General features: G+C 61.7%; 20 protein-coding genes and 5 rRNA genes. 17 read left to right on the top strand and 8 right to left on the bottom strand.

Translation table 11 applies throughout. The features are described from left to right. Positions 1–337: 337 nt before the first annotated feature. The 6 genes from ACZ9J7_RS06115 to ACZ9J7_RS06090 all read left to right on the top strand — a co-directional run bounded on the left by ACZ9J7_RS06115 (position 338) and on the right by ACZ9J7_RS06090 (position 6,540). Positions 338–1,426 (top strand): iron-siderophore ABC transporter substrate-binding protein, encoded by a 1,089-nt coding sequence (locus ACZ9J7_RS06115; protein WP_476207898.1) that lies wholly within the window; start codon positions 338–340, stop codon positions 1,424–1,426. Positions 1,427–1,436: 10 nt separating this feature from the next. Beyond that, complete coding sequence (locus tag ACZ9J7_RS06110; protein ID WP_476207897.1) at positions 1,437–2,519, top strand: FecCD family ABC transporter permease; 1,083 nt, start codon at positions 1,437–1,439, stop codon at positions 2,517–2,519. Continuing rightward, complete coding sequence (locus ACZ9J7_RS06105; protein ID WP_476207895.1) at positions 2,483–3,613, top strand: FecCD family ABC transporter permease; 1,131 nt, start codon at positions 2,483–2,485, stop codon at positions 3,611–3,613. Before ACZ9J7_RS06110 ends, ACZ9J7_RS06105 begins: the two co-directional genes overlap by 37 nt. Before the next feature lies 1 nt (position 3,614). Further along, entirely contained in the window at positions 3,615–4,430 is an 816-nt protein-coding gene (locus ACZ9J7_RS06100) for an ABC transporter ATP-binding protein (protein ID WP_476207893.1), read from the top strand. After that, positions 4,427–5,467: a siderophore-interacting protein gene (locus ACZ9J7_RS06095; RefSeq protein ID WP_476207891.1), complete on the top strand. Its 1,041-nt coding sequence runs from the start codon at positions 4,427–4,429 to the stop codon at positions 5,465–5,467. The genes ACZ9J7_RS06100 and ACZ9J7_RS06095 overlap by 4 nt, the downstream gene beginning before the upstream one ends. A gap of 209 nt (positions 5,468–5,676) precedes the next feature. Then, a complete protein-coding gene (locus ACZ9J7_RS06090; protein ID WP_476207890.1) occupies positions 5,677–6,540 on the top strand; it encodes an SGNH/GDSL hydrolase family protein in 864 nt (287 codons plus the stop codon). On the opposite strand, the gene ACZ9J7_RS06085 is transcribed toward ACZ9J7_RS06090, so the two are convergent. After that, positions 6,537–6,842, bottom strand: a complete 306-nt coding sequence (locus ACZ9J7_RS06085) for a YciI family protein (protein ID WP_476207888.1) — start codon at positions 6,840–6,842, stop codon at positions 6,537–6,539. The genes ACZ9J7_RS06090 and ACZ9J7_RS06085 overlap by 4 nt on opposite strands. Positions 6,843–6,901: 59 nt before the next feature. Here ACZ9J7_RS06085 and ACZ9J7_RS06080 point away from each other — a divergent pair, with 59 nt between their 5' ends. Then, a complete protein-coding gene (locus ACZ9J7_RS06080; protein ID WP_476207886.1) occupies positions 6,902–7,387 on the top strand; it encodes a MarR family winged helix-turn-helix transcriptional regulator in 486 nt (161 codons plus the stop codon). A 55-nt stretch (positions 7,388–7,442) separates the two neighbouring features. After that, complete coding sequence (locus ACZ9J7_RS06075; protein ID WP_476207885.1) at positions 7,443–8,204, top strand: SGNH/GDSL hydrolase family protein; 762 nt, start codon at positions 7,443–7,445, stop codon at positions 8,202–8,204. 5 nt (positions 8,205–8,209) lie between these two features. Here the strand turns inward: ACZ9J7_RS06075 and ACZ9J7_RS06070 are convergent, their stop codons facing one another. The 3 genes from ACZ9J7_RS06070 to ACZ9J7_RS06060 are packed head-to-tail and all read right to left on the bottom strand — an operon-like array spanning position 8,210 to position 11,020. Beyond that, positions 8,210–9,037 carry an FAD:protein FMN transferase gene (locus tag ACZ9J7_RS06070; RefSeq protein WP_476207884.1) on the bottom strand — a complete coding sequence of 276 codons (828 nt, stop codon included), beginning with the start codon at positions 9,035–9,037 and terminating at the stop codon, positions 8,210–8,212. Continuing rightward, complete coding sequence (locus ACZ9J7_RS06065) at positions 9,021–9,557, bottom strand: FMN-binding protein (RefSeq protein ID WP_476207882.1); 537 nt, start codon at positions 9,555–9,557, stop codon at positions 9,021–9,023. Before ACZ9J7_RS06065 ends, ACZ9J7_RS06070 begins: the two co-directional genes overlap by 17 nt. Then, entirely contained in the window at positions 9,554–11,020 is a 1,467-nt protein-coding gene (locus ACZ9J7_RS06060) for a ferredoxin reductase family protein (protein ID WP_476207880.1), read from the bottom strand. The genes ACZ9J7_RS06065 and ACZ9J7_RS06060 overlap by 4 nt, the downstream gene beginning before the upstream one ends. A gap of 314 nt (positions 11,021–11,334) precedes the next feature. On the opposite strand from ACZ9J7_RS06060, the gene rpmB reads away from it, so the two are divergent. From rpmB to rrf, 6 genes are all read left to right on the top strand, one after another. Next, positions 11,335–11,571 carry a 50S ribosomal protein L28 gene (gene rpmB / locus ACZ9J7_RS06055; RefSeq protein ID WP_018763944.1) on the top strand — a complete coding sequence of 79 codons (237 nt, stop codon included), beginning with the start codon at positions 11,335–11,337 and terminating at the stop codon, positions 11,569–11,571. Continuing rightward, positions 11,571–11,738 carry a 50S ribosomal protein L33 gene (rpmG, locus tag ACZ9J7_RS06050; RefSeq protein WP_013602737.1) on the top strand — a complete coding sequence of 56 codons (168 nt, stop codon included), beginning with the start codon at positions 11,571–11,573 and terminating at the stop codon, positions 11,736–11,738. The genes rpmB and rpmG overlap by 1 nt, the downstream gene beginning before the upstream one ends. Positions 11,739–11,740: 2 nt before the next feature. Beyond that, the gene (gene rpsN / locus ACZ9J7_RS06045) at positions 11,741–12,046 is read left to right on the top strand and encodes a 30S ribosomal protein S14 (protein WP_141159002.1); all 306 of its coding nucleotides are present in this window, start codon (positions 11,741–11,743) and stop codon (positions 12,044–12,046) included. Between the two features lie 655 nt (positions 12,047–12,701). Beyond that, a 16S ribosomal RNA gene (locus tag ACZ9J7_RS06040) occupies positions 12,702–14,225 on the top strand. 480 nt (positions 14,226–14,705) lie between these two features. Further along, positions 14,706–17,835, top strand: a 23S ribosomal RNA gene (locus tag ACZ9J7_RS06035). Positions 17,836–18,005: 170 nt separating this feature from the next. After that, a 5S ribosomal RNA gene (rrf, locus tag ACZ9J7_RS06030) occupies positions 18,006–18,122 on the top strand. Together the 16S, 23S and 5S rRNA genes form the textbook arrangement of a ribosomal RNA operon. A 406-nt stretch (positions 18,123–18,528) precedes the next feature. Here the strand turns inward: rrf and ACZ9J7_RS06025 are convergent. Both ACZ9J7_RS06025 and ACZ9J7_RS06020 read right to left on the bottom strand, forming a co-directional pair. Next, positions 18,529–19,209 carry an SDR family NAD(P)-dependent oxidoreductase gene (locus tag ACZ9J7_RS06025; RefSeq protein WP_476207866.1) on the bottom strand — a complete coding sequence of 227 codons (681 nt, stop codon included), beginning with the start codon at positions 19,207–19,209 and terminating at the stop codon, positions 18,529–18,531. Positions 19,210–19,227: 18 nt separating this feature from the next. Then, on the bottom strand, positions 19,228–19,410 hold the full coding sequence (locus ACZ9J7_RS06020) for a hypothetical protein (RefSeq protein ID WP_476207865.1): 183 nt from the start codon (positions 19,408–19,410) through the stop codon (positions 19,228–19,230). A gap of 78 nt (positions 19,411–19,488) precedes the next feature. On the opposite strand from ACZ9J7_RS06020, the gene ACZ9J7_RS06015 reads away from it, so the two are divergent. Then, the gene (locus tag ACZ9J7_RS06015) at positions 19,489–19,710 is read left to right on the top strand and encodes a winged helix-turn-helix transcriptional regulator (protein ID WP_476207864.1); all 222 of its coding nucleotides are present in this window, start codon (positions 19,489–19,491) and stop codon (positions 19,708–19,710) included. A gap of 11 nt (positions 19,711–19,721) precedes the next feature. Here the strand turns inward: ACZ9J7_RS06015 and ACZ9J7_RS06010 are convergent, their stop codons facing one another. Together ACZ9J7_RS06010 and ACZ9J7_RS06005 are read right to left on the bottom strand one after the other, a co-directional pair. Continuing rightward, the gene (locus ACZ9J7_RS06010; protein ID WP_476207862.1) at positions 19,722–19,865 is read right to left on the bottom strand and encodes a hypothetical protein; all 144 of its coding nucleotides are present in this window, start codon (positions 19,863–19,865) and stop codon (positions 19,722–19,724) included. Further along, entirely contained in the window at positions 19,862–20,545 is a 684-nt protein-coding gene (locus ACZ9J7_RS06005) for a DsbA family oxidoreductase (RefSeq protein ID WP_476207860.1), read from the bottom strand. The genes ACZ9J7_RS06010 and ACZ9J7_RS06005 overlap by 4 nt, the downstream gene beginning before the upstream one ends. Positions 20,546–21,665: 1,120 nt before the next feature. Between ACZ9J7_RS06005 and ACZ9J7_RS06000 the strand changes: the two genes are divergently transcribed. Together ACZ9J7_RS06000 and ACZ9J7_RS05995 are read left to right on the top strand one after the other, a co-directional pair. Continuing rightward, a 16S ribosomal RNA gene (locus ACZ9J7_RS06000) occupies positions 21,666–23,189 on the top strand. A 480-nt stretch (positions 23,190–23,669) separates the two neighbouring features. Further along, positions 23,670–26,798 (top strand): 23S ribosomal RNA (locus ACZ9J7_RS05995). Positions 26,799–26,903: the final 105 nt, after the last annotated feature.

Raw genomic sequence — 26,903 nt, 5'->3', positions numbered from 1 at the left:
TGGGCGGCCCGGAGCCGGGCCAGGGGTAACGGGGGAGTCAGTCAGTCTCCGCGGTGCAGGCCAAAGCGGCCACCCCGCTCTCCACGGCAGCGGCGGCCCGATTGGCCCTCTGCGTGCGCATCGTTCCCGTTGTCCTTTTCCTGTTCAGCCGTCCGGTGTCTCAAAAGCCGGACCAGCAAGGGCCATCCTGCCAAAGGATGCGGGTCCTGTCCAAGCGGTCGGCCGCAGAATGTGGTTTTCGTCACGATGCTGGATTAGGTGACAAAAGTGTTGCGTAATGCAGATTTACATAGGTTAGCCTTACTTAAGTTTTGATCAGTCCGATTCAAGGAGCCCCGTGTCGTTCCCCCTCTTTCCCGGCCCAGTGCCCACCCGCCGCACGCTGTTTTCCTCAGCCGGAAAGGCTGCCTCAGTGCTGGCCGCGGCGGCCCTCACGCTGTCGGCGTGCAGCACAGGTCCCGCCACCACCGTTGCGGATGCCGGCAGTTCCAGCAGCAGCACCGCGTTCCCCGTCACCATCGAGCACGTGTACGGCTGTACCACCATCGAGAAGCAGCCCACCCGGGTTGCCACCGTTTCCTGGGTTAACGACGACGTCGCCATCGCGCTGGGCGTGGTTCCGGTGGGCGTCCCCAGGAACGAGTGGGGCGGCAATGACAAGGGCTCCACCCCCTGGAAGGACGCCGCGCTGGAAAAACTGGGCGCCGGCTTCGGTTCGGCCAAGGCTCCCGCCCAATACTCGGAAGCGGACGGGATCAACTTCACGGAGATTGCCAAGCTCAGCCCGGACGTCATCCTCGCCGCCTACTCGGGCCTGACGGAAGAGGACTACAGGAAACTCAGCGAAATTGCCCCCGTGGTGGCCCACCCGGGCGTCGCCTACGGAACCTCCTGGCAGGACGCCACCACCACCATCGGCAAGGCCCTGGGCAAGGACGCCGAAGCGGCCACACTGGTTTCCGACACCGAATCGACGGTCAAGGACAAGGTGGCCCAGTACCCGGAGATCCAAGGCAAGAGCTTCATCTACGGCAACCTGGAACCCGCCAAGGGCGACGGCGTGAACGTCTACACCGCCAACGACAACCGCCCCCGCTTCCTCAGCGAGATCGGCATGACCCTGGCCCTGGTGGTGGCGGACAACTCCAAGGGCTCCAAGGAGTTCTACATTCCGTGGTCCGCCGAAAAAGCCAACGAACTGAAGTCGGACATCTTCGTCACCTGGGTTCCGGATGCCTCCACCACCGACGCCATCAAGGCTGACCCGCTCCTCGGCCAGATCCCGGCCATCAAGAATGGTGCCCTGGTAGCCGATTCCGACAACACGCTGACCCTGTCCATCTCGGCCTCATCACCCCTGAGCCTGCCGTGGTCCCTGGACACGTTCCTCCCGCAGCTGGCCACAGCAGCGGATGCAGTGAAGTAGGCGCACCTCCATGAGTACGACGACGGCGCCTCCGGCAGCGGACAATGGCACCCAGGTGCCGGCAACGGCAGCCCCGGGCACCCTCCGGGGTGATGCTCGGGGAAGGAAACCTGCCGCCTGGCTGCCGACCGCCGTCGTCGTGCTGGTGCTCCTGGCCGGCACATCGCTGGCCGTGGGCGCCCGTGACGTTCCCCTCGGCACCGTGTGGCAGGCGCTCACAGCGTTCGATCCCGCAAACGGGGACCATGCCGTGGTGCACGCCCGTATCCCGCGGACCGTCCTGGGCCTGCTGGCCGGCGGTGCGCTGGGCCTTGCCGGTGCGGCGATGCAGGGTGTTGCCCGCAATCCCCTGGCCGACCCCGGCATCATCGGTGTCAACGCCGGGGCTGCCCTGGCGGTAGTGGCCGGAATCTACCTGTTCGGCGTCACCACCTTCACCGGCTACATCTGGTTCGCGTTCGCCGGGGGCGCCGCGGCCGCCGTCGTGGTGTACCTCATCGCCTCGCTGGGCCGGGAGGGCGCAACGCCGGTGAAGCTCGCGCTGGCGGGAGCAGCATTGAGCGCCGGGCTGTCATCGCTCATGAACGTCATCCTGGTCTCCAGCCAGGACACCCTTGACCGGTTCCGCTTCTGGCAGGTGGGCGGCATCGCGGGCCGTGACTGGCCGGTACTCCTGCCGGGTTTGCCGTTCCTGGCGGCCGGTGCGCTGGTTGTGCTGCTGGCAGGGCGGACCCTCAACAGCTTTGCCCTGGGGGACGACGTTGCCCGCGGGTTGGGCCAACGGGTGGGGCTGTCCCGCGCCGTGGTGGCCCTGGGGGTGGTCCTGCTGTGCGGCACGGCCACCGCGCTGGCAGGTCCCATCGGCTTCGTCGGCCTGGTGATCCCGCACGCCGTGCGCTTCCTCACCGGCCCGGACTACCGCTGGATCCTGCCGTTGTCCCTGGTGGCCGCCCCGGCGCTGCTGCTGGGCGCGGACATCGTTGGCCGGGTGGTGCTGCTTCCCGGTGAGATCCCGGCGGGCATCATGACCGCCCTGATCGGCGCGCCCGTGTTCGTATGGCTGGTCCGCCGCGGGAAAGGGGCAGGCCTGTGACCGGCGTTGCGCTATCAGATCCGGCTGCCAAAACCGGTCCGAAAGGACCAAAAGTGCTGGAGCAACGTGGGGGACGGGGGCCGCTGCACCGGACCGCGGTGCTGGCTGCCGCCGTCGCGCTCCTGTTCTTCGCGTCCGTCCTGCTGGGCAGCTACACGGTGACCATCCCGGATTTCTTCACCATCGTCTTCAACCACCTCACCGGCGGCGCGAAGATTCCGGGAGCCAGCTTCATCGTGATGGAGAACAAACTTCCCCGCGCGTTCATCGGCACCCTGACCGGGATCGCGTTCGGCCTGGCCGGCGCCCTGTTCCAGACCATGCTGCGGAACCCCCTCGCCAGCCCCGACGTCATCGGCATCAGCTCGGGGGCCAGTGCGGCGGCGGTTGTTGCGATCGTTGTTTTCGGCGTATCCGGTGCCGCTGTGTCCGCGGCGGCGCTGGCGGGCGCCCTGGCCGTGGCAGCCCTGATTTACGCGATCTCCCGCGGCGCCCGCCGAACCGGCAGGGGAACCGCTGCCGGAAACAGGCTGGTCCTGGCCGGTGTGGGGACCGCGGCCGCCCTCCAGGCCGTGGTCAGCTTCCTGATGACCCGGGCCGATATCCGCACCGCCGCCGACGCCCTGGTCTGGCTGAACGGATCCCTGAACTCCGCCAACTGGGACCGCGCCGGCATCCTCTTCCTCGCGCTCGCCGCCCTGGTTCCCGCCACCAGGCTTATCGCCGGGCCGCTGCGCATCATGGAACTGGGGGATGACGCAGCCGCCGGCCTGGGCGTCCGGGTCAACACCGCGCGCCTGGCACTGGTGGTCGTCGCGGTATCGCTGGCAGCAGTGGCGACGGCGGCTGCCGGACCGGTCTCGTTCGTCGCCTTCCTGGCCGGTCCCATCGCCCGCCGCTTCACCGGCCAAGCCAGCCTGCCGGCGTCGGCCCTGGTGGGCGCCCTGATTGTCCTGGTGGCCGACTACTTCGCCGCCAACCTGGCCCCCTTGCTCCTGGGCGGCACCGTGCTGCCGGTGGGCGTGGTCACCGGCGCGCTCGGCGCCCCCTTCCTGCTGTGGCTCCTGGTCACGGCCAACCGAAAGGATGCCTGACGTGGCAGTTCTCCAAGCCAAGGACCTGACCCTCAGCTACCACCAGCGCTGCGTGGTGGACGGGCTCAGCGTCCGGATCCCCGAAGGCAGGGTGACCATGATCGTGGGCGCCAACGCCTGCGGAAAGTCGACCCTGCTCCGCGGCCTGTCCCGGCTCCTGAAACCCGCCGGCGGCGCCGTGACCCTGGACGGCAAGGACATCCATTCCCGCCCGGCACGCGAACTGGCCCGCACCCTGGGCCTGCTTCCCCAGCACCCCAGCGCCCCGGACGGGATCACCGTCCGGGACCTGGTGGGGCGGGGACGCTACCCGCACCAGGGCTTCTTCCGCAGCTGGAGTGACAAGGACGACGCCGCGGTGCAGCGCGCGCTGGAGGCCACCGGAACGCTGGAGCTCGCCGGGCGGGACGTGGACGAACTGTCCGGCGGCCAGCGGCAGCGGGCCTGGATCGCCATGGCCCTTGCCCAGGAAACCGACGTCCTGCTGCTGGACGAACCCACCACCTACCTCGACCTGGCCCACCAGGTGGAGGTCCTGGACCTGGTGATGGACCTGAACCGTACGCGCGGCACCACCGTGGCCATCGTCCTGCACGACCTCAACCTGGCCGCCCGCTACGCGGACCACGTCATTGCCATGAAGGGCGGCGCCGTGGCAGCCCTGGGCTCCCCGCAGGACGTGGTGACGGAAGACCTGGTCAAAGACGTCTTCGGCCTGGAAAGCCGCGTCATCCCGGATCCCGTCTCCGGTACCCCGCTGATCCTTCCCATCGGCCGGCACCACGCCACAACCACCGAACTGGAGCTCGTTTCATGAAAACCCGGAAAAGCGCCGCCACCGAGCCGATGAGCCTTGCCTTCGAGGTGGCCGTGTCCGCGGTCCAGCAGCTCAGCCCCACGTTCCGCAGGATCACTTTCGGCGGCTACGCGCTGCGTGAGTTCGGGGTCCACGGCCCCACGCTGGACCTACGGGTGAAGCTGGTCATTCCATCGCAGGCTTCGGACGGGTCAGTCCTGCCGGTTCCCGCCTTCGACACCGCCCACGCCGGCTGGTACCGGGACTGGCTGGCCATGGACCCGGACGTGCGCGGCTCCATGCGCACCTATACGGTCCGGGAGGTGCGGCTGGATGCGGTGTACCCCGAGATCGACGTCGACTTCGTCATGCACGCCGACGGCCACGGAAATGCCGGGCCGGCCGCGGACTGGGCATCCAAGGCCAAACCCGGCGACCCGCTCACCATCATCGGCCCGAACAACCGCGCCGCGCATTGCGTCACCGCCGAAACCTACTCTGGTATCGAGTGGCGCCCCGGCATGGCCCAGCGCGTCCTGCTCGCCGGCGACGAAACCGCCGTCCCCGCAATCTCCGCGATCCTCGAAACCCTCCCGCCCTATATGAGCGGACATGCTCTCCTGGAAGTCCCGCAGGCCGGCGACTTCCTGGAACTCAGCTCCCCGGCGGACATCGAAATCACGTGGCTGGCCCGCGGCGCCGCCATCGGACGGTCCCGGCCGCACGGGCAGCTGCTGCAGGAAGCCGTGCGCAAAGCCGTCCCCGTGCCCGCCTGGGTGGGCATCACGGCGGACGACGGGGCCGCCGGGCCTGAGCCGGATGACGTCAACGTGGATGAAGACATCCTGTGGGAGACGCCCGGGCGCCTGGAATCCTCCGTCATCAGCGGCTCCAGGAACCCGCACCTGCCCGCCGGTGCGCTGCCCTTCTACGCCTGGATGGCGGGCGAAGCGGGGGTCATCAAGGAACTGCGGCGCTACCTGGTCCGCGACGTGGGGATCGACCGGAAGCAGGTGGCGTTCATGGGGTACTGGCGGCAGGGCAAAGCCGAAGGCTAGGCCTTTTGGGTTGCTGGCTACGCCGCAACCGCCGGCTTGCCGTCGCTTAGACACCTCCTTCCGCTCCATTACGGCCGCGGGCGGCCTTCACTGCGCTCCAGTCGGCGATGCGCTCCTACGCAAGCCGCCGGCTCCGGCTTGCTGCGTACGTCACCTTGGCTTCACCTTTGGTTTCCCTGCGCTCTTTTTCTTCGTTCTACGGTGGCGTTGTGCCCTCTGATCCCCTGCTTCCTGACTCCGGGCGGCGGGTGTTTGTTGCCCTCGGGGACTCCTTTACCGAAGGGGTGGGCGACCGGGACGAGCGGCTGCCCAACGGGGTGCGGGGGTGGGCCGACCGGGTGGCCGAGAAACTGGCGAAGGCGCAGCCAGGCTGGAGATACGCCAACCTGGCCATCAGGAGCAAACGGCTGCGGCACATCGTCGACGAGCAGCTGGAACCGGCGCTGGGGATGCGGCCAACGCTCGTCACGCTCTACGCCGGCGGCAACGACATCCTGGACCTTAAGACTGACATGCCCGCGCTCATGGCGGACTATGAGCAGCTGGTGGCAGCGCTGGCAGGCACCGGGGCCACGGTGGTCCTCTTCACCGGCTTCGACGTCAAGGTCTCCGCCCTGCTGGAGCCCCTGAAGAAGCGCAACACCTATTACAACGAGCGGGTCCGGGACATCGCGGGTAAATACGGGGCCGTGCTGGTGGACTACTGGTGCCTGGATGCCTTCCACGACCGGCGGATGTGGGACTCGGACCGGCTCCACATGTCCAAGGCGGGGCACAAATACCTGGCCGGGCAGGTGCTGGACCAGCTGGGCGTGCCGCACAAGATCAAGCCCAAGGACTGGGAACCACCCGCCCGGCCCAGCCTGCGTGAGTGGGAGCGGCGCCAGCGGCGCTGGGTCCACGACTGGGTCCTGCCGCTCTTCGGCCGCAAGCTCCGGGGCGTCACACTGGGGGATACCCTCACCCCGCGCTGGCCACAACCGGTCAAGGTCCCCCGGAAGGGCGGGTTGAAGAAGCTCGCCGCCGGAACGTCCGACGCCGGCAGCATACCTTCGGGAAGCAGCCCGCCTTAGGGTGCGGGCTGGGGCGGGGTGTCCAGCAGGATCTCGTACCCCGGGGCTACCCTGCCGGCGTGGAACTCCATGACTTCGAAGTCGGCAACCCCGTTGGTGTAGAACGGATCCCGGGCCCGGCTTGCATCGAGGGTTTCCCGGTCAGCCTGCGACAGGAGCAGGCCACCGGTGCGCGGGATCTTGCGGCCGGCGGCGATAAACACGCCGTCGTCAAAGGCCTTTTGCAGCCAGCCGATGTGCGCGTCGTTGTGGAAATCGACGATCTCCTGGGGCACGCGGTAGGTGAGGGAGACAACATACATGGGGCAAGCCTACCGGCGCCGCACCAGCTACTTGAAGGATCAATCGTAGAATGGTGACCATGACCGATCCCCGCTGGCTCAACGCTGACGAACGCCGCGCCTGGCTGGCGCTGGTAAGCATCAATACGCTGCTGCCCGCGGCCCTGGACACCAAGCTGCACGCGGCAGGAAAACTGTCCCTCTTCGACTACACGGTCCTGGCCATGCTGTCCGAAGCCGAGGAGCGGTTCCTGCCCATGAGCGAACTCGCCGCCCGCACCAGCGCCTCCCTGTCCCGGCTCTCACACGTGGTGACCAAGCTGCAGAAGCGCGGCTGGGTGGAGCGCCGCCCGCACCCCCACGATGCCCGCGTCACCACCGCGCATCTCACCGAGGAAGGCATGGCCACCATTGTCGGGCTGGCCCCGGCCCACGTGGAGGACGTCCGTGACCTGTTCCTCGATGCGCTGACCGAGCAGGATGTCCTGGACCTGGCCCGGATCGGTGAAAAAGTGGTGGGCCGCCTGGACTCTGACCACTGGATCCTCCGCGAAACCCAGGGCTGACCCGGGAACATCCCGCCGATTGGTTGCTCCCGGCAACGGGTGGCAAACTAACCGCATGGATTTCACTTCCCGGTTCGTGGCCCTCGGCGACTCCTTCACGGAAGGCGTGGGCGACGATGACCCGGGCCGCCCCAACGGAGTCCGGGGCTGGGCAGACCGCGTGGCCGAGCAGCTCGGTGCCGCCGACCCCAATTTCGGCTACGCAAACCTGGCCATCCGCGGCAGGAAACTCCGCCAGATCATGGCTGAACAGGTGGACGCCGCCGTCGCGCTTAATCCCACCCTGGTGAGTATCTACGCCGGTGCCAATGACATCCTCCGCCCGAGAGTGGACATCGATGACCTGCTGGTGGAGTACAACGACGCCGTGGGGAAACTCGCTGCCACCGGCGCCACCGTGGTGATGTTCACGGGTTTTGACGCCCGGGGGTCGAAGGTGTTCAGCACCATGCGCGGCCGCACCGCCATCTACAACGAACTGGTCAGGGGGATCGCCGGGGACCACGGCGCCCTGCTGGTGGACTACTGGCGCTTCAGTGAATATTACGACTGGGGCATGTGGGCCCACGACCGGATGCATATGTCCGCCGCCGGGCACGCGAACATGGCCAAGCGCGTGCTCGAGGTCCTCAAATATGACCACTCCATCGACGTTCCGCCCATGACGCCGGTGCCGGAACTGAGCGGGGCAGACGCCATCCGCGCTAATGCCCAGTGGTTCCGGGAGTACGCCGCGCCGTGGGTGGTCCGCCGCGTCACCGGCAAGTCTTCCGGGGATAACCTGCAGCCCAAGTACGCGCAATTCACGCGGATCTAGGCGCCCTACTCTGTCTGGAACGCCGGCGTAGCCAGCATGGAGCCGTCCGCGCGGATGGCCAGTACGGCCACATCCCATTGGTCCGCAACCTGGTCCAGCATCCGTGTCCCGCCGGCAACGATGGTCGTGGCCAGGACGTCGGCGGTGACGATGTCGGCGGCAGCAACGGTGACCTGGACAAACCCGTCGGTATGAGCGCCGCTTCCTACCCGCCAGATGTGTTCCCCGCGTTCGGCGGATCCTGAGGTGGCGATGGCGTGGTGGCGGTTGGTGCCGCCGAGCGCATATCCGGTGATAAGGGTTTGGCGGTCCGCGGGATCCACAACGCCGGCTTTCCAGGGTTCGGCGCTGCCCGGACGTGGCGACCCGCTGACCAGGACATCTCCGCCGGCGTTCAGGCACCAGTCCCGGCGGCCCAGGGCCAGGAGTGTTGTTCCTGCCTCACGGATGGCATGGCCCTTGATGATGCCGGAAAGGTCCAGCACCCCGTCCGGCCTTTCGGGTGTGAACGCCCCCTCGGTGCGCAGCCGCCACTCATGCGCCTCGGCGTATGCTTCGCGCATCTGCGCTGAAGCGTGTGGCAGCGTCAGTTCCCCACGCACCAGCCTGCTGGCTTCCGAGTCAGGGCGGTACAGGCTGAAGGTCTCGTCAAGGTCGCGGAACAGGCGTTCGACGACGGCGGTGGCGGCAGCGATCTCATCGAGCCCCGGCTGCCCTTCCGCAGGGCCGCCGACGGGCATCGTCAGTCCGATGACCGTTCCCATGCACTTAAAAGTGCGGGCCTTCAGGCTGGTGCCCGCCGTGGCGGGCAGGGAGTCAGAGGTTCGCTGCATCGATGGCTGCCTGGAGTGAGGTGAGGTAGGCATCGCTGGTGATGGTGGCGCCGCTGACGGTCTGGACATTGGCAGACTGCGCCGCCAGGACCTTGCTGCGCAGCAAGGGCGCCGCGCGGTTGCTGATCTGGATGGATTTGCCGTCCGTATTGGTCAGCTGCAGGGCCGTGACATCGGTGATCTTTCCGTTCGCCACCGTGATCTGGACCTGGACGGGGCCGAACCGGGTCTGGACGGTGTTGCCCTTGTAGGTGCCGGAGCCCGTGGAACCCGACGAACCGGAGGACCCGGAGGAGCTTGCGGAGCCGGAAGACCCTGCGGTGCCCGATGAGCTGGAGGACCCGGCCGACCCGGACGAACCCGTCCCCGTGGACCCCGTGCCTGTTGCACCCGTGGTGCCGGTCGCCGTCGTACTCGAAGCGACGGTACTGATGGCGCCGGCCTGCGTGCCCGTCTGCCAGCCCACCAGGAGGATCCCGGCGGAGGCCAAAGCTGCTGCGACTGTTCCGCGTATTTTCACCAGTCAAACCTTTCGTGATGGATCTGTTCATCGGGGACGCCGGCTTTCCCGGCATCCGCTATGACGTTGGCCGCCCACCCCGCGGGGCCGCAGACGTAGACGTCCGCATCCCGGATGTCCGGCACGTAGGAGCTAAGGCTGTAGCCGTTGCGCACCGAGTCCTCGGGAAGCCAGGTGGACTGGCCATGGCCCCTTGGCCCGGTGAGGTGGAAGAGCCGGACCCCGCGCGCCTGGCAGAGGTCAAGGATTTCGTTCCCCAGGTACAGATCCTGGCCAGTGTGGCCGCGGAGCAGGACCGTGGCCTCGCCGGGAGCGAACGGGGTGGTTTCGAGCAGCGCCCGCAGCGGTGTGATGCCGATGCCGGCGCCAATCATCACGACTTTGTTCTTCGTTCGGGCTGCCGTGCTGAGCAGGCCGTAGGGGCCTTCCAGCGCCACCTTGGTGCCTTTGCGCAGCCGGAGCAGCTGGGCGGAGCCGTCGCCGAGGTTCCGGACGGTGACCCGCAGCGTCCCCTGGCCGTCCCGGCCGTCGACCACGGGCTCCGCGGACAGGCTGAACGGGTGCGGGTGCCACCACATGCCCGGAGCCAGGAAGCGCCAGATGAAGAAGCGTCCGCCCGTCCCTGCCAGCTGGTCCAGCTTCCGGCCCCGCATGACGATGCTCACCACACCCGGGGCCACCCGCTCCACCCGTGACACGGTGAGCTGGTGCCGTGCCGTGGCCAGCACCGGCTCAAGGATCCGGAAGTACACCAGCGCACTGCCGGTGTAGATGCAAATGGCGAGCCAGTACCAGCGCTGCCAGGTGCCGGCGGTAAAGAGGCCGCCCACACTGAACTGGTGCGGAATCGACGTTGCCACCGCGGCGTAGGTCAGCAGGTGGACCACGTACCAAAATTCGTACGGGAAGCGCCGGCGCACAGCCACCAGGGAGGTCACCACGACGGCGATGAACAGGGCCATGGAGACGAACGCCAGCCACATATCGGGGACCTGGACCCACAGGTTGACGGATTCACTGACCGGGTCCAGTCCTTCGGCCATGCCGTACCCGATGACCAGCAGGAGTCCGTGCGCCAGGAGGAGGTAAAGGGAAGGCTTGCCCAGTTTGCCGTGGAATTCCAGGGCGCGGTCGTGGCCGATCGTGCGGTCGATGAACGGGATCCTCGCGGCCAGGAGCAGCATCAGCAGGACCAGGTCCATGCCCGCCAGGCCGGCCACGATTCCCGCCGCCGTGAACAGCGAGGCGGGCGAGGCGATGTTGTTGGCCCCGCCGTCGGCCAGCCACAAGGCGATGGCGGCGGCCACGGACGCCCACGCAATGACGGTCAGGAAGTCCGTCCGCAGCATGCGCTGGCGATACTGGCGGGCGAACCAGCCGCGGGCGGGTATCTTCGGTGGTGAGAGCTCCGGGCGGCCGGAGCTGCTTGCGGCCGGTGATGCCGGCAGGAGCTGTGTGTTCATGCATCAAACATGCTTGGGGAAGCTATGTCCCTGCTGTGAAAAGGGGCCTGCGGCTGCTGTGACATTCCATAAGCGGCGAACCCTTATACACCCGATTGGTCTTTAATTGCGTCAACTCGTAGACTTGGTAGGCGCTAAGTGCGCGGAGCGTGCGCAATTGCTCCGGTTGCCCGGTAATTTTCTCCAGGGTGGCCGGTAGTTAGGGGCTCAAGTTGCGTAACTAACCGTTGCCCGTACTTTCTGTGGGTCGCCCTTAGCAGCATGGTCCAGCAGCAGATATGCGGATCATTACTTTCAATTCTTGAGGAGAAGTCATGGCAGCACACTGCCAAGTGACCGGAGCCGAGCCGGGCTTTGGGCACAGCATTTCGCACTCGCACCGCCGCAACAAGCGTCGGTTCGATCCGAACATCCAGAAGAAGCGCTACTGGGTTCCGTCCCTGCGCCGTAACGTCACGCTGCAGGTCTCTGCACGTGGCATCAAGACCATCGACGTGCGCGGCATCGACGCAGTCGTCGCCGACATTCTGGCTCGTGGGGTGAAGCTCTAGTGGCTAAGGACAAGGACGTACGTCCGATCATCAAGCTCAAGTCGACCGCGGGCACGGGTTACACCTACGTAACCCGCAAGAACCGTCGTAACGACCCGGACCGCATGGTCCTGAAGAAGTACGACCCCAAGATCCGCCAGCACGTCGAATTCCGAGAGGAGCGCTAAACATGGCTAAGAAGTCCAAGATTGCTCGCAACGAGCAGCGCAAGGTCATCGTTGAGCGTTACGCTGCCAAGCGCCTCGAACTGAAGAAGACCCTGGTTGACCTGAACGCAACCGACGAAGCACGTGAAGCAGCCCGCCTGGGCCTGCAGAAGCTGCCCCGCAACGCGTCCCCGATCCGTCTGCGTAACCGCGACATCATCGACGGCCGCCCCCGTGGCACCTTCCAGAAGTTCGGCATCTCCCGTGTCCGTTTCCGCGACATGGCACACAAGGGCGAACTCCCGGGCATCACCAAGTCTTCCTGGTAATTCAGCACCGCTGATTCCAGCTGCTTGAGAAGGGCCGGCAACCTTAGGGTTGCCGGCCCTTCGGCGTTAACCCGCACGTGGTCGGTGATTCAGCTTGTCGAAACCTGTGCGGCAGCACACATCGGCAGAATTGCGACGCCGGGAGGTTGCGTCGGCGCCTCACCCCGCGTTTCGCCGCGGAATACCGGGGATTTCCGGCTCTGTGAGGGCCGGTTTGCGGTGGGCCGGGTGGGCGTGTATTGTTTTCTAAGTCGCCGCGGGGGAGACAGTGAAGAACTGTTCACCGGGTGGCCAAAACCCCCACTTCAAGGCCAGATTCTGGTTGCTCTTTAGGGCGCTGGAAATCGGTTGGGGCGGTCTTCTCTTCGATGTGGGTCCTGAAAGATGGATTTGCTTCGGGGTGGGGGATCGGGTAAGTTTGAAAAGTTGCTCCGGAGCGATCCTGAACGTGAGTGTTTGGGTGGTGCCGGGTGTGTCTGTTGTTTGAGAACTCAATAGTGTGCCAAGTTTGTTGATACCGATTATGTATGTAATTGGTTGATTGTGCCGAATCGTGCCGCCCCTGTGGTGTGGTTTGGTGTTTTTAGCTGGTTTCAAATTTTGTGCAGCCTTTGTCGCCGTTATTTCCGGTGGTTTTGGTTGTGTCTGTTTTACTTCAACGGAGAGTTTGATCCTGGCTCAGGATGAACGCTGGCGGCGTGCTTAACACATGCAAGTCGAACGATGATGCCCACTTGTGGGTGGATTAGTGGCGAACGGGTGAGTAACACGTGAGTAACCTGCCCTTGACTCTGGGATAAGCCTGGGAAACTGGGTCTAATACCGGATATGACCTTCCATCGCATGGTGGTTGGTGGAAAGCTTTTGTGGTTTTGGATGGACTCGCGGCCTATCAGCTTGTTGGTGGGGTAATGGCCTACCAAGGCGACGACGGGTAGCCGGCCTGAGAGGGTGACCGGCCACACTGGGACTGAGACACGGCCCAGACTCCTACGGGAGGCAGCAGTGGGGAATATTGCACAATGGGCGCAAGCCTGATGCAGCGACGCCGCGTGAGGGATGACGGCCTTCGGGTTGTAAACCTCTTTCAGTAGGGAAGAAGCCGCAAGGTGACGGTACCTGCAGAAGAAGCGCCGGCTAACTACGTGCCAGCAGCCGCGGTAATACGTAGGGCGCAAGCGTTATCCGGAATTATTGGGCGTAAAGAGCTCGTAGGCGGTTTGTCGCGTCTGCCGTGAAAGTCCGGGGCTCAACTCCGGATCTGCGGTGGGTACGGGCAGACTAGAGTGATGTAGGGGAGACTGGAATTCCTGGTGTAGCGGTGAAATGCGCAGATATCAGGAGGAACACCGATGGCGAAGGCAGGTCTCTGGGCATTAACTGACGCTGAGGAGCGAAAGCATGGGGAGCGAACAGGATTAGATACCCTGGTAGTCCATGCCGTAAACGTTGGGCACTAGGTGTGGGGGACATTCCACGTTTTCCGCGCCGTAGCTAACGCATTAAGTGCCCCGCCTGGGGAGTACGGCCGCAAGGCTAAAACTCAAAGGAATTGACGGGGGCCCGCACAAGCGGCGGAGCATGCGGATTAATTCGATGCAACGCGAAGAACCTTACCAAGGCTTGACATGAACCGGAAAGATCTGGAAACAGGTCCCCCACTTGTGGTCGGTTTACAGGTGGTGCATGGTTGTCGTCAGCTCGTGTCGTGAGATGTTGGGTTAAGTCCCGCAACGAGCGCAACCCTCGTTCTATGTTGCCAGCACGTGATGGTGGGGACTCATAGGAGACTGCCGGGGTCAACTCGGAGGAAGGTGGGGACGACGTCAAATCATCATGCCCCTTATGTCTTGGGCTTCACGCATGCTACAATGGCCGGTACAAAGGGTTGCGATACTGTGAGGTGGAGCTAATCCCAAAAAGCCGGTCTCAGTTCGGATTGGGGTCTGCAACTCGACCCCATGAAGTCGGAGTCGCTAGTAATCGCAGATCAGCAACGCTGCGGTGAATACGTTCCCGGGCCTTGTACACACCGCCCGTCAAGTCACGAAAGTTGGTAACACCCGAAGCCGGTGGCCTAACCCCTTGTGGGAGGGAGCTGTCGAAGGTGGGACTGGCGATTGGGACTAAGTCGTAACAAGGTAGCCGTACCGGAAGGTGCGGCTGGATCACCTCCTTTCTAAGGAGCACCTACAACAACCCCGCCAAGCCGCATGGTTTGTGTGGTGGTGTTGTCAGGAAGCAAGCCCGTTGCGCAGGCGATTGTCCTGCGGCGGGTGCTCATGGGTGGAATATCAACAAATAGGTGCCTGGTGGCACGGATCATTGATCAGTACGGATTCCTTCGGGGGTTCAGGAACGTTGTGTGGTCTGGTGTTCCGGGTAGTGTTTGGCACACTGTTGGGTCCTGAGGCAACAGGGCCGGGGTTTAGGTCCCGGGTTTGTTTGTTTCTGGTTTCCCTGTCATGACGGTCTGCGCGCGTTTTGTGTGTGGGGTGTGTGGTGTGGGGTTGTTGTTTGAGAACTACATAGTGGACGCGAGCATCTTGTATAAGAAGCAATTTCCAAGAATATGAACCTGGATCTGGTTCGTGTGCCTTTTGGGTGTGCGGGGCAGTTTCTGTGGTTCTCTCGAGTGTTTTTTGTTTTTGATCTTTGTGGTCAAGTTTTTAAGAGCACACGGTGGATGCCTTGGCATTAGGAGCCGAAGAAGGACGTAGGAATCTGCGATAAGCCTGGGGGAGTCGATAACCGGACTGTGATCCCAGGGTGTCCGAATGGGGAAACCCCGCCAAGCGCGCGAGTGACTTGGTGACCCGTACCTGAACACATAGGGTGCGTGGGGGGAACGCGGGGAAGTGAAACATCTCAGTACCCGCAGGAAGAGAAAACAATAGTGATTCCGTTAGTAGTGGCGAGCGAACGCGGATCAGGCTAAACCGTTCCATGTGTGATAGCCGGCGGGCGTTGCATGGTCGGGGTTGTGGGACTTTCCATACCAGTTCTGCCGGGCTGGTGGGGTGTGATGTGCGCGCATAGGTGAACGGTTTTGAAAGGCCGGCCAGAGAGGGTGTTAGTCCCGTAACCGTAATGTGTTTGTACCGCCTGTGAGAGTATCCCAAGTAGTACGGGGCCCGAGAAATCCCGTGCGAATCTGTCAGGACCACCTGATAAGCCTAAATACTCCCTAATGACCGATAGCGGACCAGTACCGTGAGGGAAAGGTGAAAAGTACCCCGGGAGGGGAGTGAAACAGTACCTGAAACCGTGTGCTTACAATCCGTCGGAGCCAGTCTGATTCTGGTGACGGCGTGCCTTTTGAAGAATGAGCCTGCGAGTTAGTGTTACGTCGCGAGGTTAACCCGTGTGGGGCAGCCGTAGCGAAAGCGAGTCTGAATAGGGCGTGTGAGTGGCGTGATCTAGACCCGAAGCGAAGTGATCTACCCATGGCCAGGTTGAAGCGACGGTAAGACGTCGTGGAGGACCGAACCCACTTCAGTTGAAAATGGAGGGGATGAGCTGTGGGTAGGGGTGAAAGGCCAATCAAACTTCGTGATAGCTGGTTCTCCCCGAAATGCATTTAGGTGCAGCGTTGCGTGTTTCTTGCTGGAGGTAGAGCTACTGGATGGCTAATGGGCCCTACAAGGTTACTGACGTCAGCCAAACTCCGAATGCCGGTAAGTGAGAGCGCAGCAGTGAGACTGTGGGGGATAAGCTTCATAGTCGAGAGGGAAACAGCCCAGACCACCAACTAAGGCCCCTAAGCGTGTGCTAAGTGGGAAAGGATGTGGAGTTGCCCAGACAACCAGGAGGTTGGCTTAGAAGCAGCCACCCTTAAAAGAGTGCGTAATAGCTCACTGGTCAAGTGATTCCGCGCCGACAATGTAGCGGGGCTCAAGTACACCGCCGAAGTTGTGGCATTCACATATGTTCCTAGCCTTCGTGGTTCAGGAGTGTGGATGGGTAGGGGAGCGTCGTGTGGGCAGTGAAGCTGCGGTGTAAACCAGTGGTGGAGCCTACACGAGTGAGAATGCAGGCATGAGTAGCGAAAGACGGGTGAGAAACCCGTCCGCCGAATGATCAAGGGTTCCAGGGTCAAGCTAATCTGCCCTGGGTAAGTCGGGACCTAAGGCGAGGCCGACAGGCGTAGTCGATGGACAACGGGTTGATATTCCCGTACCGGCGAAAAACCGTCCATGTTGAACAGGGGATACTAACCGCCCGAGACCTGCCCGACACCCCTTGTGGGTGAAGGGTTTTGGTGGAGCGCGGGACCTGATCCTGGGAGGCAAGCGTATTAACAGGTGTGACGCAGGAAGGTAGCCGAGCCGGGCGATGGTTGTCCCGGTCTAAGGATGTAGGGCGAGTGGTAGGCAAATCCGCCACTCATGGTGCCTGAGATCTGATGGGACCCCCGTTTGGGGGGATTTGGTGATCCTATGCTGCCGAGAAAAGCATCGACGCGAGGTTTTAGCCGCCCGTACCCCAAACCGACACAGGTGATCAGGTAGAGAATACTAAGGCGATCGAGAGAATTATGGTTAAGGAACTCGGCAAAATGCCCCCGTAACTTCGGGAGAAGGGGGGCCCCAACCTTGAACGGACTACGCGTCCGGGAGGGGATCGGGGCCGCAGAGACCAGGGGGAAGCGACTGTTTACTAAAAACACAGGTCCGTGCGAAGTCGCAAGACGATGTATACGGACTGACTCCTGCCCGGTGCTGGAAGGTTAAGAGGACCGGTTAGCCTCACGGCGAAGCTGAGAATTTAAGCCCCAGTAAACGGCGGTGGTAACTATAACCATCCTAAGGTAGCGAAATTCCTTGTCGGGTAAGTTCCGACCTGCACGAATGGAGTAACGACTTCCCCGCTGTCTCAACCATAAACTCGGCCGAAATTGCAGTACGAGTAAAGATGCTCGTTACGCGCAGCAGGACGGAAAGACCCCGAGACCTTTACTATAGTTTGGTATTGGTGTTCGGAGTGGCTTGTGTAGGATAGGTGGGAGACGTTGAAGCCCGGACGCCAGTTCGGGTGGAGTCATCGTTGAAATACCACTCTGGTCACTTTGGACATCTAACTTCGGCCCGTAATCCGGGTCAGGGACAGTGCCTGATGGGTAGTTTAACTGGGGCGGTTGCCTCCTAAAAAGTAACGGAGGCGCCCAAAGGTTCCCTCAGCCTGGTTGGCAATCAGGTGTCGAGTGTAAGTGCACAAGGGAGCTTGACTGTGAGAGAGACATCTCGAGCAGGGACGAAAGTCGGGACTAGTGATCCGGCGGTACATTGTGGAATGGCCGTCGCTCAACGGATAAAAGGTACCTCGGGGATAACAGGCTGATCTTGCCCAAGAGTCCATATCGACGGCATGGTTTGGCACCTCGATGTCGGCTCGTCGCATCCTGGGGCTGGAGTAGGTCCCAAGGGTTGGGCTGTTCGCCCATTAAAGCGGTACGCGAGCTGGGTTTAGAACGTCGTGAGACAGTTCGGTCCCTATCCGCTGCGCGCGCAGGAAATTTGAGAAGGGCTGTCCTTAGTACGAGAGGACCGGGACGGACGAACCTCTGGTGTGTCAGTTGTACTGCCAAGTGCACCGCTGATTAGCTACGTTCGGATGGGATAACCGCTGAAAGCATCTAAGCGGGAAGCTCGCTTCAAGATGAGATTTCCATACACATTTATGTGTGAGAGGCCCCCAGCCAGACCACTGGGTTGATAGGCCGGATGTGGAAGCGAGGACTAACGACTCGTGAAGCTGACCGGTACTAATAGGCCAACAACTTACACCACACAGAAAAACATTCTGCTTGCGTCCACTATGTGGTTCCCAACCAACAACCCCGTCAACACACGGGGCACGGCAGGAACCAACAACTAAATAACAACACCACCCCCTGCCCACCGGCAGGGACGTTGTAACCACAAGATTTCCCAACCCTGCGGGGTTCGGGTAAAAGGGTTACGGCGGTCATAGCGTGGGGGAAACGCCCGGTCCCATTCCGAACCCGGAAGCTAAGACCCACAGCGCCGATGGTACTGCACCCGGGAGGGTGTGGGAGAGTAGGTCACCGCCGGAACATCATTACATGGTCGAGGCCCCAACCACACGGTTGGGGCCTCCCACATTTAACAAACAAAACACCGCACTGCGGGCCTTCTGGCTACGCATAATGGCGGGCGGTGGCTGGGATGTGCCGGCCCCGCCGTCCTATACCCGCCCGGAATCGCATGCTTCCGGCTTTCCCTGGACGCCCCACCGCCTCCTTCACGTCCGGCTTCTGGCGATGTAGCTGGCCAGGCTGCAGAACCCGAATGCGCTACGGGCAGGTGCTCGAGTCGTCCATTGATTGCCGGCGCGCCGCACAACGTGGCGGGCCCGAGTTCGTCGAGAGGGGGCAACCCGTGTCAGGCCAGGGTCGGAGAAGAGGTCCAGCAGGTGTGGATCTCTGTGCGGCGACCCTAACCCTCTTGTAGATCGCTGGGTTACTGAGCGGCGTAAGGATGCTCGGCGCCGTCGCGGGTGTTGTAGAGGTTCCAGTAGTGCTCGGCGATCGTTTCGGCCTGGGTCTCTGGGCCGCCGGTGCCGATCCAGGCGAAGATCGGCACGTGGGCGACGTAGACGCCGGTTCCGGCGGTGGCCTGGTGCAGCTTGAGGGCGTAGGTTCGCAGGGCGCCCGACCCGATGGCGGTGGCCGCGAACTCGGCGGACCCGGCCAGCGGATCCATGGACGATCCGCCGGTGGTGTAAATGATGGTCCCCGAGCCGCGCTCGATCATGCCGGGTAGAACCTGCTTTGTCGCGGCGAGGCCGCCGTAAAGGTAGTAGTCGATCTGCGGCTGAATACTGGCATGGTCGGCCTCCAGCGGCGTCGCGTTCCGCAGCCCGGGGACGGGGTGGTGCGGGGCGGGCGAGTACTCGAGGACGTCGACCCTACCGAAGCGCTCCTTGATGCGGTCGAAAGCTGCGGCGACGGATGCAGGGTCCATGACGTCGGCGGCGAAGCCGGCGGCCTCGATCCCGGCGCCGGTCAGTTCGGCGGCGAGGGCGTCGAGCCTAGCCTGCGTCCGGGAGACGAGGGCGACGGAGAAGCCGTGGCCGCCGAAGGTCTTGGCGATGGACAGCCCGAGTCCGGATCCGGCTCCGACGATGGCGATGGTAGGCATTTTGTCCCTTTCGACTTATTACATACTGGTGGTGTGGCAGCAGACCAGGCGGACTGCATGCCGGGATTCATGGATGCTGAGGGTGGACGAGATGGCAATTGCGAGGACGATCAGCGGGCCGTGCCGGGCGTGGCCGGAGAATAGCGCGTTCATCCGCGAGGTGCTGGACCGGATCGGCGACAAGTGGACGATCCTGGTCATCAGCACGCTGGGGTCGGAGCCGCTGCGCTACTCCGACTTGCAAGCGAGCATCCGGGCATCTCGCAGCGGATGCTAACGGTGACGTTGAAGGCGCTTGAGCGCGACGGGCTGCTCACCCGAACGGCGTACGCCGAGGTGCCGCCGCGCGTCGAGTACAACCTGACTCCGCTGGGCCGGTCACTGCTGGAGGCCGTGATGACCCTCGCGGGCTGGGCGGCCGACCATCACGGGGACGTCGCCGCCAGTCGCCGCGAGCACGAGCTGACCGGTGTCGGAAGGGAGAAGTCGGCCAGGGACTAGCCCTCCCCGCTTTACCGGGGATACGTCTCATAGACGCATTCGGGTGCCTCGGGGTGGAGGCCGGAGACCTCGCAGTGATCGCTGTCCCGCTCGCAGAATTCGACCGGCCCGGCGTCGAGGACCTTCAGTGCGGGGACTGGTGCATCCGCGCTCATGCCGGCACCTCCTCGGATGCGAGGGCTTCGACCAACTGGTCAAGGGCCTGGCCGTAGGCGGTCACAGACTGAGCGCCTGATGCCGCGAGCCGGCGGCCGAAGACCGTAAACGGCACCCCCTGCGCGCCCAGCGCCGCACCCTCGGAACCATCGGCCCGGACATCGGCGGCGAACTCCTGGCTCGCGAGGACGTCACGTACGCGTTCCCCGTCGAGGCCGAGGGACTGCGCTACCTCGACCATGACATCAGCGTCGTATGGGTCGATCTCACCGGAGAAGAACCGGTCCTGGATCTGGGAGAAGAACTCCAGGCCCCTGCCAGACTGCTCGGCGAAGTGCATCACACGATGCAAGTCGAACGTGTTGGCGTTCATCCGATCGAGATTGAACTGCAGGCCATCCCGGTGGGCGATCGCCTGGATCCGTTTCTCCGCTTGCAGGACGACTGAGGGGTCTCCGCCGTGCTTGCGCATGAAGACATCTGCGATGGGCTCGGGCTCCTTCGGGGAGTCGGGGTTCAGCTCGAAGGAACGAATCTTCACCTGGAATCGGCCCGAGTCCGGCCGGACCTCAATCGCGCGCTGTAGTCGGTGCTTGCCGACATAGCACCAGGGGCACCCGAGGTCGGCCCAGACCTCGACGACGACGGGGGTCTGTTCGGCTGTGCTGTTCTGTTCCACGTTCATCACCTCACGATTGGTTCGTAACCCGATTGTGAGTGGGTTGAAGGAGGCTTACAAAAGGCACCTCAAAGTGCGTGGCGCTGAGCAGCGGCGGCCGCACGGTCATCTGCCCCGGCCGTGCCGGCCCCGCCGGTCACCCTGAGCTGACCAATCCTTTGACCGAGCACGTTTCCGTCTACACGGGCACGGAGTAACGGACAAGCAGTCCAAGGTGGTCTGGCCTTCTGGTGGACCAACCGCGCCGGCCCCGCACGTTGCGTACACCAGCCGGCTTCGACGCGGGGGGAGCTGGTGGAGTCCGCCGGGACTGGCACCCCGGTCTGATTCCTCCAGGTCCCACCGGGGCGACTCGGGCCCCGGCCACCAAGTCCCTGGAAGCGGCAACCATCAGACCAAAGCGCGGACCGGAGGGCCCGCCTCCACCTGTCATGACCATGCCATGAAGGTTATGGGCACAGCCGAGCGAGCTGCCCGGCCTTATGGAGCCATGCCGGTTTGCGGCGACGGCGGTGGAACACTCGCTCCCTCTGCAGGTGGCTGCCGACCACCTGCAAAAGATGTGAGCCACTCCATAGAAGTCTGGAATCGCCTACGAAACTGGAAAACCCTCTGCTTAGTCCCTGGAAACCGCGGTTTTCCGGGGTTTTGGGGTTGTTGGGGTGGGGCTTGGGCCGGTTTGCGGTGGGCGCGGTGGGCGTGTATTGTTTTCTAAGTCGCCGCGGGGGAGACAGTGAAGAACTGTTCACCGGGTGGCCAAAACCCCCACTTCAAGGCCAGATTCTGGTTGCTCTTTAGGGCGCTGGAAATCGGTTGGGGCGGTCTTCTCTTCGATGTGGGTCCTGAAAGATGGATTTGCTTCGGGGTGGGGGATCGGGTAAGTTTGAAAAGTTGCTCCGGAGCGATCCTGAACGTGAGTGTTTGGGTGGTGCCGGGTGTGTCTGTTGTTTGAGAACTCAATAGTGTGCCAAGTTTGTTGATACCGATTATGTATGTAATTGGTTGATTGTGCCGAATCGTGCCGCCCCTGTGGTGTGGTTTGGTGTTTTTAGCTGGTTTCAAATTTTGTGCAGCCTTTGTCGCCGTTATTTCCGGTGGTTTTGGTTGTGTCTGTTTTACTTCAACGGAGAGTTTGATCCTGGCTCAGGATGAACGCTGGCGGCGTGCTTAACACATGCAAGTCGAACGATGATGCCCACTTGTGGGTGGATTAGTGGCGAACGGGTGAGTAACACGTGAGTAACCTGCCCTTGACTCTGGGATAAGCCTGGGAAACTGGGTCTAATACCGGATATGACCTTCCATCGCATGGTGGTTGGTGGAAAGCTTTTGTGGTTTTGGATGGACTCGCGGCCTATCAGCTTGTTGGTGGGGTAATGGCCTACCAAGGCGACGACGGGTAGCCGGCCTGAGAGGGTGACCGGCCACACTGGGACTGAGACACGGCCCAGACTCCTACGGGAGGCAGCAGTGGGGAATATTGCACAATGGGCGCAAGCCTGATGCAGCGACGCCGCGTGAGGGATGACGGCCTTCGGGTTGTAAACCTCTTTCAGTAGGGAAGAAGCCGCAAGGTGACGGTACCTGCAGAAGAAGCGCCGGCTAACTACGTGCCAGCAGCCGCGGTAATACGTAGGGCGCAAGCGTTATCCGGAATTATTGGGCGTAAAGAGCTCGTAGGCGGTTTGTCGCGTCTGCCGTGAAAGTCCGGGGCTCAACTCCGGATCTGCGGTGGGTACGGGCAGACTAGAGTGATGTAGGGGAGACTGGAATTCCTGGTGTAGCGGTGAAATGCGCAGATATCAGGAGGAACACCGATGGCGAAGGCAGGTCTCTGGGCATTAACTGACGCTGAGGAGCGAAAGCATGGGGAGCGAACAGGATTAGATACCCTGGTAGTCCATGCCGTAAACGTTGGGCACTAGGTGTGGGGGACATTCCACGTTTTCCGCGCCGTAGCTAACGCATTAAGTGCCCCGCCTGGGGAGTACGGCCGCAAGGCTAAAACTCAAAGGAATTGACGGGGGCCCGCACAAGCGGCGGAGCATGCGGATTAATTCGATGCAACGCGAAGAACCTTACCAAGGCTTGACATGAACCGGAAAGATCTGGAAACAGGTCCCCCACTTGTGGTCGGTTTACAGGTGGTGCATGGTTGTCGTCAGCTCGTGTCGTGAGATGTTGGGTTAAGTCCCGCAACGAGCGCAACCCTCGTTCTATGTTGCCAGCACGTGATGGTGGGGACTCATAGGAGACTGCCGGGGTCAACTCGGAGGAAGGTGGGGACGACGTCAAATCATCATGCCCCTTATGTCTTGGGCTTCACGCATGCTACAATGGCCGGTACAAAGGGTTGCGATACTGTGAGGTGGAGCTAATCCCAAAAAGCCGGTCTCAGTTCGGATTGGGGTCTGCAACTCGACCCCATGAAGTCGGAGTCGCTAGTAATCGCAGATCAGCAACGCTGCGGTGAATACGTTCCCGGGCCTTGTACACACCGCCCGTCAAGTCACGAAAGTTGGTAACACCCGAAGCCGGTGGCCTAACCCCTTGTGGGAGGGAGCTGTCGAAGGTGGGACTGGCGATTGGGACTAAGTCGTAACAAGGTAGCCGTACCGGAAGGTGCGGCTGGATCACCTCCTTTCTAAGGAGCACCTACAACAACCCCGCCAAGCCGCATGGTTTGTGTGGTGGTGTTGTCAGGAAGCAAGCCCGTTGCGCAGGCGATTGTCCTGCGGCGGGTGCTCATGGGTGGAATATCAACAAATAGGTGCCTGGTGGCACGGACCATTGATCAGTACGGATTCCTTCGGGGGTTCAGGAACGTTGTGTGGTCTGGTGTTCCGGGTAGTGTTTGGCACACTGTTGGGTCCTGAGGCAACAGGGCCGGGGTTTAGGTCCCGGGTTTGTTTGTTTCTGGTTTCCCTGTCATGACGGTCTGCGCGCGTTTTGTGTGTGGGGTGTGTGGTGTGGGGTTGTTGTTTGAGAACTACATAGTGGACGCGAGCATCTTGTATAAGAAGCAATTTCCAAGAATATGAACCTGGATCTGGTTCGTGTGCCTTTTGGGTGTGCGGGGCAGTTTCTGTGGTTCTCTCGAGTGTTTTTTGTTTTTGATCTTTGTGGTCAAGTTTTTAAGAGCACACGGTGGATGCCTTGGCATTAGGAGCCGAAGAAGGACGTAGGAATCTGCGATAAGCCTGGGGGAGTCGATAACCGGACTGTGATCCCAGGGTGTCCGAATGGGGAAACCCCGCCAAGCGCGCGAGTGACTTGGTGACCCGTACCTGAACACATAGGGTGCGTGGGGGGAACGCGGGGAAGTGAAACATCTCAGTACCCGCAGGAAGAGAAAACAATAGTGATTCCGTTAGTAGTGGCGAGCGAACGCGGATCAGGCTAAACCGTTCCATGTGTGATAGCCGGCGGGCGTTGCATGGTCGGGGTTGTGGGACTTTCCATACCAGTTCTGCCGGGCTGGTGGGGTGTGATGTGCGCGCATAGGTGAACGGTTTTGAAAGGCCGGCCAGAGAGGGTGTTAGTCCCGTAACCGTAATGTGTTTGTACCGCCTGTGAGAGTATCCCAAGTAGTACGGGGCCCGAGAAATCCCGTGCGAATCTGTCAGGACCACCTGATAAGCCTAAATACTCCCTAATGACCGATAGCGGACCAGTACCGTGAGGGAAAGGTGAAAAGTACCCCGGGAGGGGAGTGAAACAGTACCTGAAACCGTGTGCTTACAATCCGTCGGAGCCAGTCTGATTCTGGTGACGGCGTGCCTTTTGAAGAATGAGCCTGCGAGTTAGTGTTACGTCGCGAGGTTAACCCGTGTGGGGCAGCCGTAGCGAAAGCGAGTCTGAATAGGGCGTGTGAGTGGCGTGATCTAGACCCGAAGCGAAGTGATCTACCCATGGCCAGGTTGAAGCGACGGTAAGACGTCGTGGAGGACCGAACCCACTTCAGTTGAAAATGGAGGGGATGAGCTGTGGGTAGGGGTGAAAGGCCAATCAAACTTCGTGATAGCTGGTTCTCCCCGAAATGCATTTAGGTGCAGCGTTGCGTGTTTCTTGCTGGAGGTAGAGCTACTGGATGGCTAATGGGCCCTACAAGGTTACTGACGTCAGCCAAACTCCGAATGCCGGTAAGTGAGAGCGCAGCAGTGAGACTGTGGGGGATAAGCTTCATAGTCGAGAGGGAAACAGCCCAGACCACCAACTAAGGCCCCTAAGCGTGTGCTAAGTGGGAAAGGATGTGGAGTTGCCCAGACAACCAGGAGGTTGGCTTAGAAGCAGCCACCCTTAAAAGAGTGCGTAATAGCTCACTGGTCAAGTGATTCCGCGCCGACAATGTAGCGGGGCTCAAGTACACCGCCGAAGTTGTGGCATTCACATATGTTCCTAGCCTTCGTGGTTCAGGAGTGTGGATGGGTAGGGGAGCGTCGTGTGGGCGGTGAAGCTGCGGTGTAAACCAGTGGTGGAGCCTACACGAGTGAGAATGCAGGCATGAGTAGCGAAAGACGGGTGAGAAACCCGTCCGCCGAATGATCAAGGGTTCCAGGGTCAAGCTAATCTGCCCTGGGTAAGTCGGGACCTAAGGCGAGGCCGACAGGCGTAGTCGATGGACAACGGGTTGATATTCCCGTACCGGCGAAAAACCGTCCATGTTGAACAGGGGATACTAACCGCCCGAGACCTGCCCGACACCCCTTGTGGGTGAAGGGTTTTGGTGGAGCGCGGGACCTGATCCTGGGAGGCAAGCGTATTAACAGGTGTGACGCAGGAAGGTAGCCGAGCCGGGCGATGGTTGTCCCGGTCTAAGGATGTAGGGCGAGTGGTAGGCAAATCCGCCACTCATGGTGCCTGAGATCTGATGGGACCCCCGTTTGGGGGGATTTGGTGATCCTATGCTGCCGAGAAAAGCATCGACGCGAGGTTTTAGCCGCCCGTACCCCAAACCGACACAGGTGATCAGGTAGAGAATACTAAGGCGATCGAGAGAATTATGGTTAAGGAACTCGGCAAAATGCCCCCGTAACTTCGGGAGAAGGGGGGCCCCAACCTTGAACGGACTACGCGTCCGGGAGGGGATCGGGGCCGCAGAGACCAGGGGGAAGCGACTGTTTACTAAAAACACAGGTCCGTGCGAAGTCGCAAGACGATGTATACGGACTGACTCCTGCCCGGTGCTGGAAGGTTAAGAGGACCGGTTAGCCTCACGGCGAAGCTGAGAATTTAAGCCCCAGTAAACGGCGGTGGTAACTATAACCATCCTAAGGTAGCGAAATTCCTTGTCGGGTAAGTTCCGACCTGCACGAATGGAGTAACGACTTCCCCGCTGTCTCAACCATAAACTCGGCGAAATTGCAGTACGAGTAAAGATGCTCGTTACGCGCAGCAGGACGGAAAGACCCCGAGACCTTTACTATAGTTTGGTATTGGTGTTCGGAGTGGCTTGTGTAGGATAGGTGGGAGACGTTGAAGCCCGGACGCCAGTTCGGGTGGAGTCATCGTTGAAATACCACTCTGGTCACTTTGGACATCTAACTTCGGCCCGTAATCCGGGTCAGGGACAGTGCCTGATGGGTAGTTTAACTGGGGCGGTTGCCTCCTAAAAAGTAACGGAGGCGCCCAAAGGTTCCCTCAGCCTGGTTGGCAATCAGGTGTCGAGTGTAAGTGCACAAGGGAGCTTGACTGTGAGAGAGACATCTCGAGCAGGGACGAAAGTCGGGACTAGTGATCCGGCGGTACATTGTGGAATGGCCGTCGCTCAACGGATAAAAGGTACCTCGGGGATAACAGGCTGATCTTGCCCAAGAGTCCATATCGACGGCATGGTTTGGCACCTCGATGTCGGCTCGTCGCATCCTGGGGCTGGAGTAGGTCCCAAGGGTTGGGCTGTTCGCCCATTAAAGCGGTACGCGAGCTGGGTTTAGAACGTCGTGAGACAGTTCGGTCCCTATCCGCTGCGCGCGCAGGAAATTTGAGAAGGGCTGTCCTTAGTACGAGAGGACCGGGACGGACGAACCTCTGGTGTGTCAGTTGTACTGCCAAGTGCACCGCTGATTAGCTACGTTCGGATGGGATAACCGCTGAAAGCATCTAAGCGGGAAGCTCGCTTCAAGATGAGATTTCCATACACATTTATGTGTGAGAGGCCCCCAGCCAGACCACTGGGTTGATAGGCCGGATGTGGAAGCGAGGACTAACGACTCGTGAAGCTGACCGGTACTAATAGGCCAACAACTTACACCACACAGAAAAACATTCTGCTTGCGTCCACTATGTGGTTCCCAACCAACAACCCCGTCAACACACGGGGCACGGCAGGAACCAACAACTAAATAACAACACCACCCCC

It is taken from the genome of Pseudarthrobacter sp. TE9888 (genome assembly GCF_056279345.1).
The sequence above is the reverse complement of the archived record's forward strand: the minus strand, read 5'-3'. Positions and strand labels throughout refer to the sequence as shown.

Excerpts from the sequence above, each read along its gene's own strand:
- ACZ9J7_RS06020 (WP_476207865.1), bottom strand. The coding sequence starts at position 19,410 with ATGACCAGGATCGTCCACTTGTCGCCGATCCGGTCCAGCACCTCGCGG.
- ACZ9J7_RS06085 (WP_476207888.1), bottom strand. The coding sequence starts at position 6,842 with ATGTATGTTGTCTCCCTCACCTACCGCGTGCCCCAGGAGATCGTCGAT.
- ACZ9J7_RS06080 (WP_476207886.1), top strand. The coding sequence starts at position 6,902 with ATGACCGATCCCCGCTGGCTCAACGCTGACGAACGCCGCGCCTGGCTG.
- rpmB (WP_018763944.1), top strand. The coding sequence starts at position 11,335 with ATGGCAGCACACTGCCAAGTGACCGGAGCCGAGCCGGGCTTTGGGCAC.
- ACZ9J7_RS06010 (WP_476207862.1), bottom strand. The coding sequence starts at position 19,865 with ATGAGCGCGGATGCACCAGTCCCCGCACTGAAGGTCCTCGACGCCGGG.
- rpsN (WP_141159002.1), top strand. The coding sequence starts at position 11,741 with ATGGCTAAGAAGTCCAAGATTGCTCGCAACGAGCAGCGCAAGGTCATC.
- ACZ9J7_RS06095 (WP_476207891.1), top strand. The coding sequence starts at position 4,427 with ATGAAAACCCGGAAAAGCGCCGCCACCGAGCCGATGAGCCTTGCCTTC.
- ACZ9J7_RS06070 (WP_476207884.1), bottom strand. The coding sequence starts at position 9,037 with ATGCAGCGAACCTCTGACTCCCTGCCCGCCACGGCGGGCACCAGCCTG.
- ACZ9J7_RS06025 (WP_476207866.1), bottom strand. The coding sequence starts at position 19,209 with ATGCCTACCATCGCCATCGTCGGAGCCGGATCCGGACTCGGGCTGTCC.
- ACZ9J7_RS06060 (WP_476207880.1), bottom strand. The coding sequence starts at position 11,020 with ATGAACACACAGCTCCTGCCGGCATCACCGGCCGCAAGCAGCTCCGGC.
- ACZ9J7_RS06105 (WP_476207895.1), top strand. The coding sequence starts at position 2,483 with ATGGCTGGTCCGCCGCGGGAAAGGGGCAGGCCTGTGACCGGCGTTGCG.
- ACZ9J7_RS06075 (WP_476207885.1), top strand. The coding sequence starts at position 7,443 with ATGGATTTCACTTCCCGGTTCGTGGCCCTCGGCGACTCCTTCACGGAA.
- ACZ9J7_RS06110 (WP_476207897.1), top strand. The coding sequence starts at position 1,437 with ATGAGTACGACGACGGCGCCTCCGGCAGCGGACAATGGCACCCAGGTG.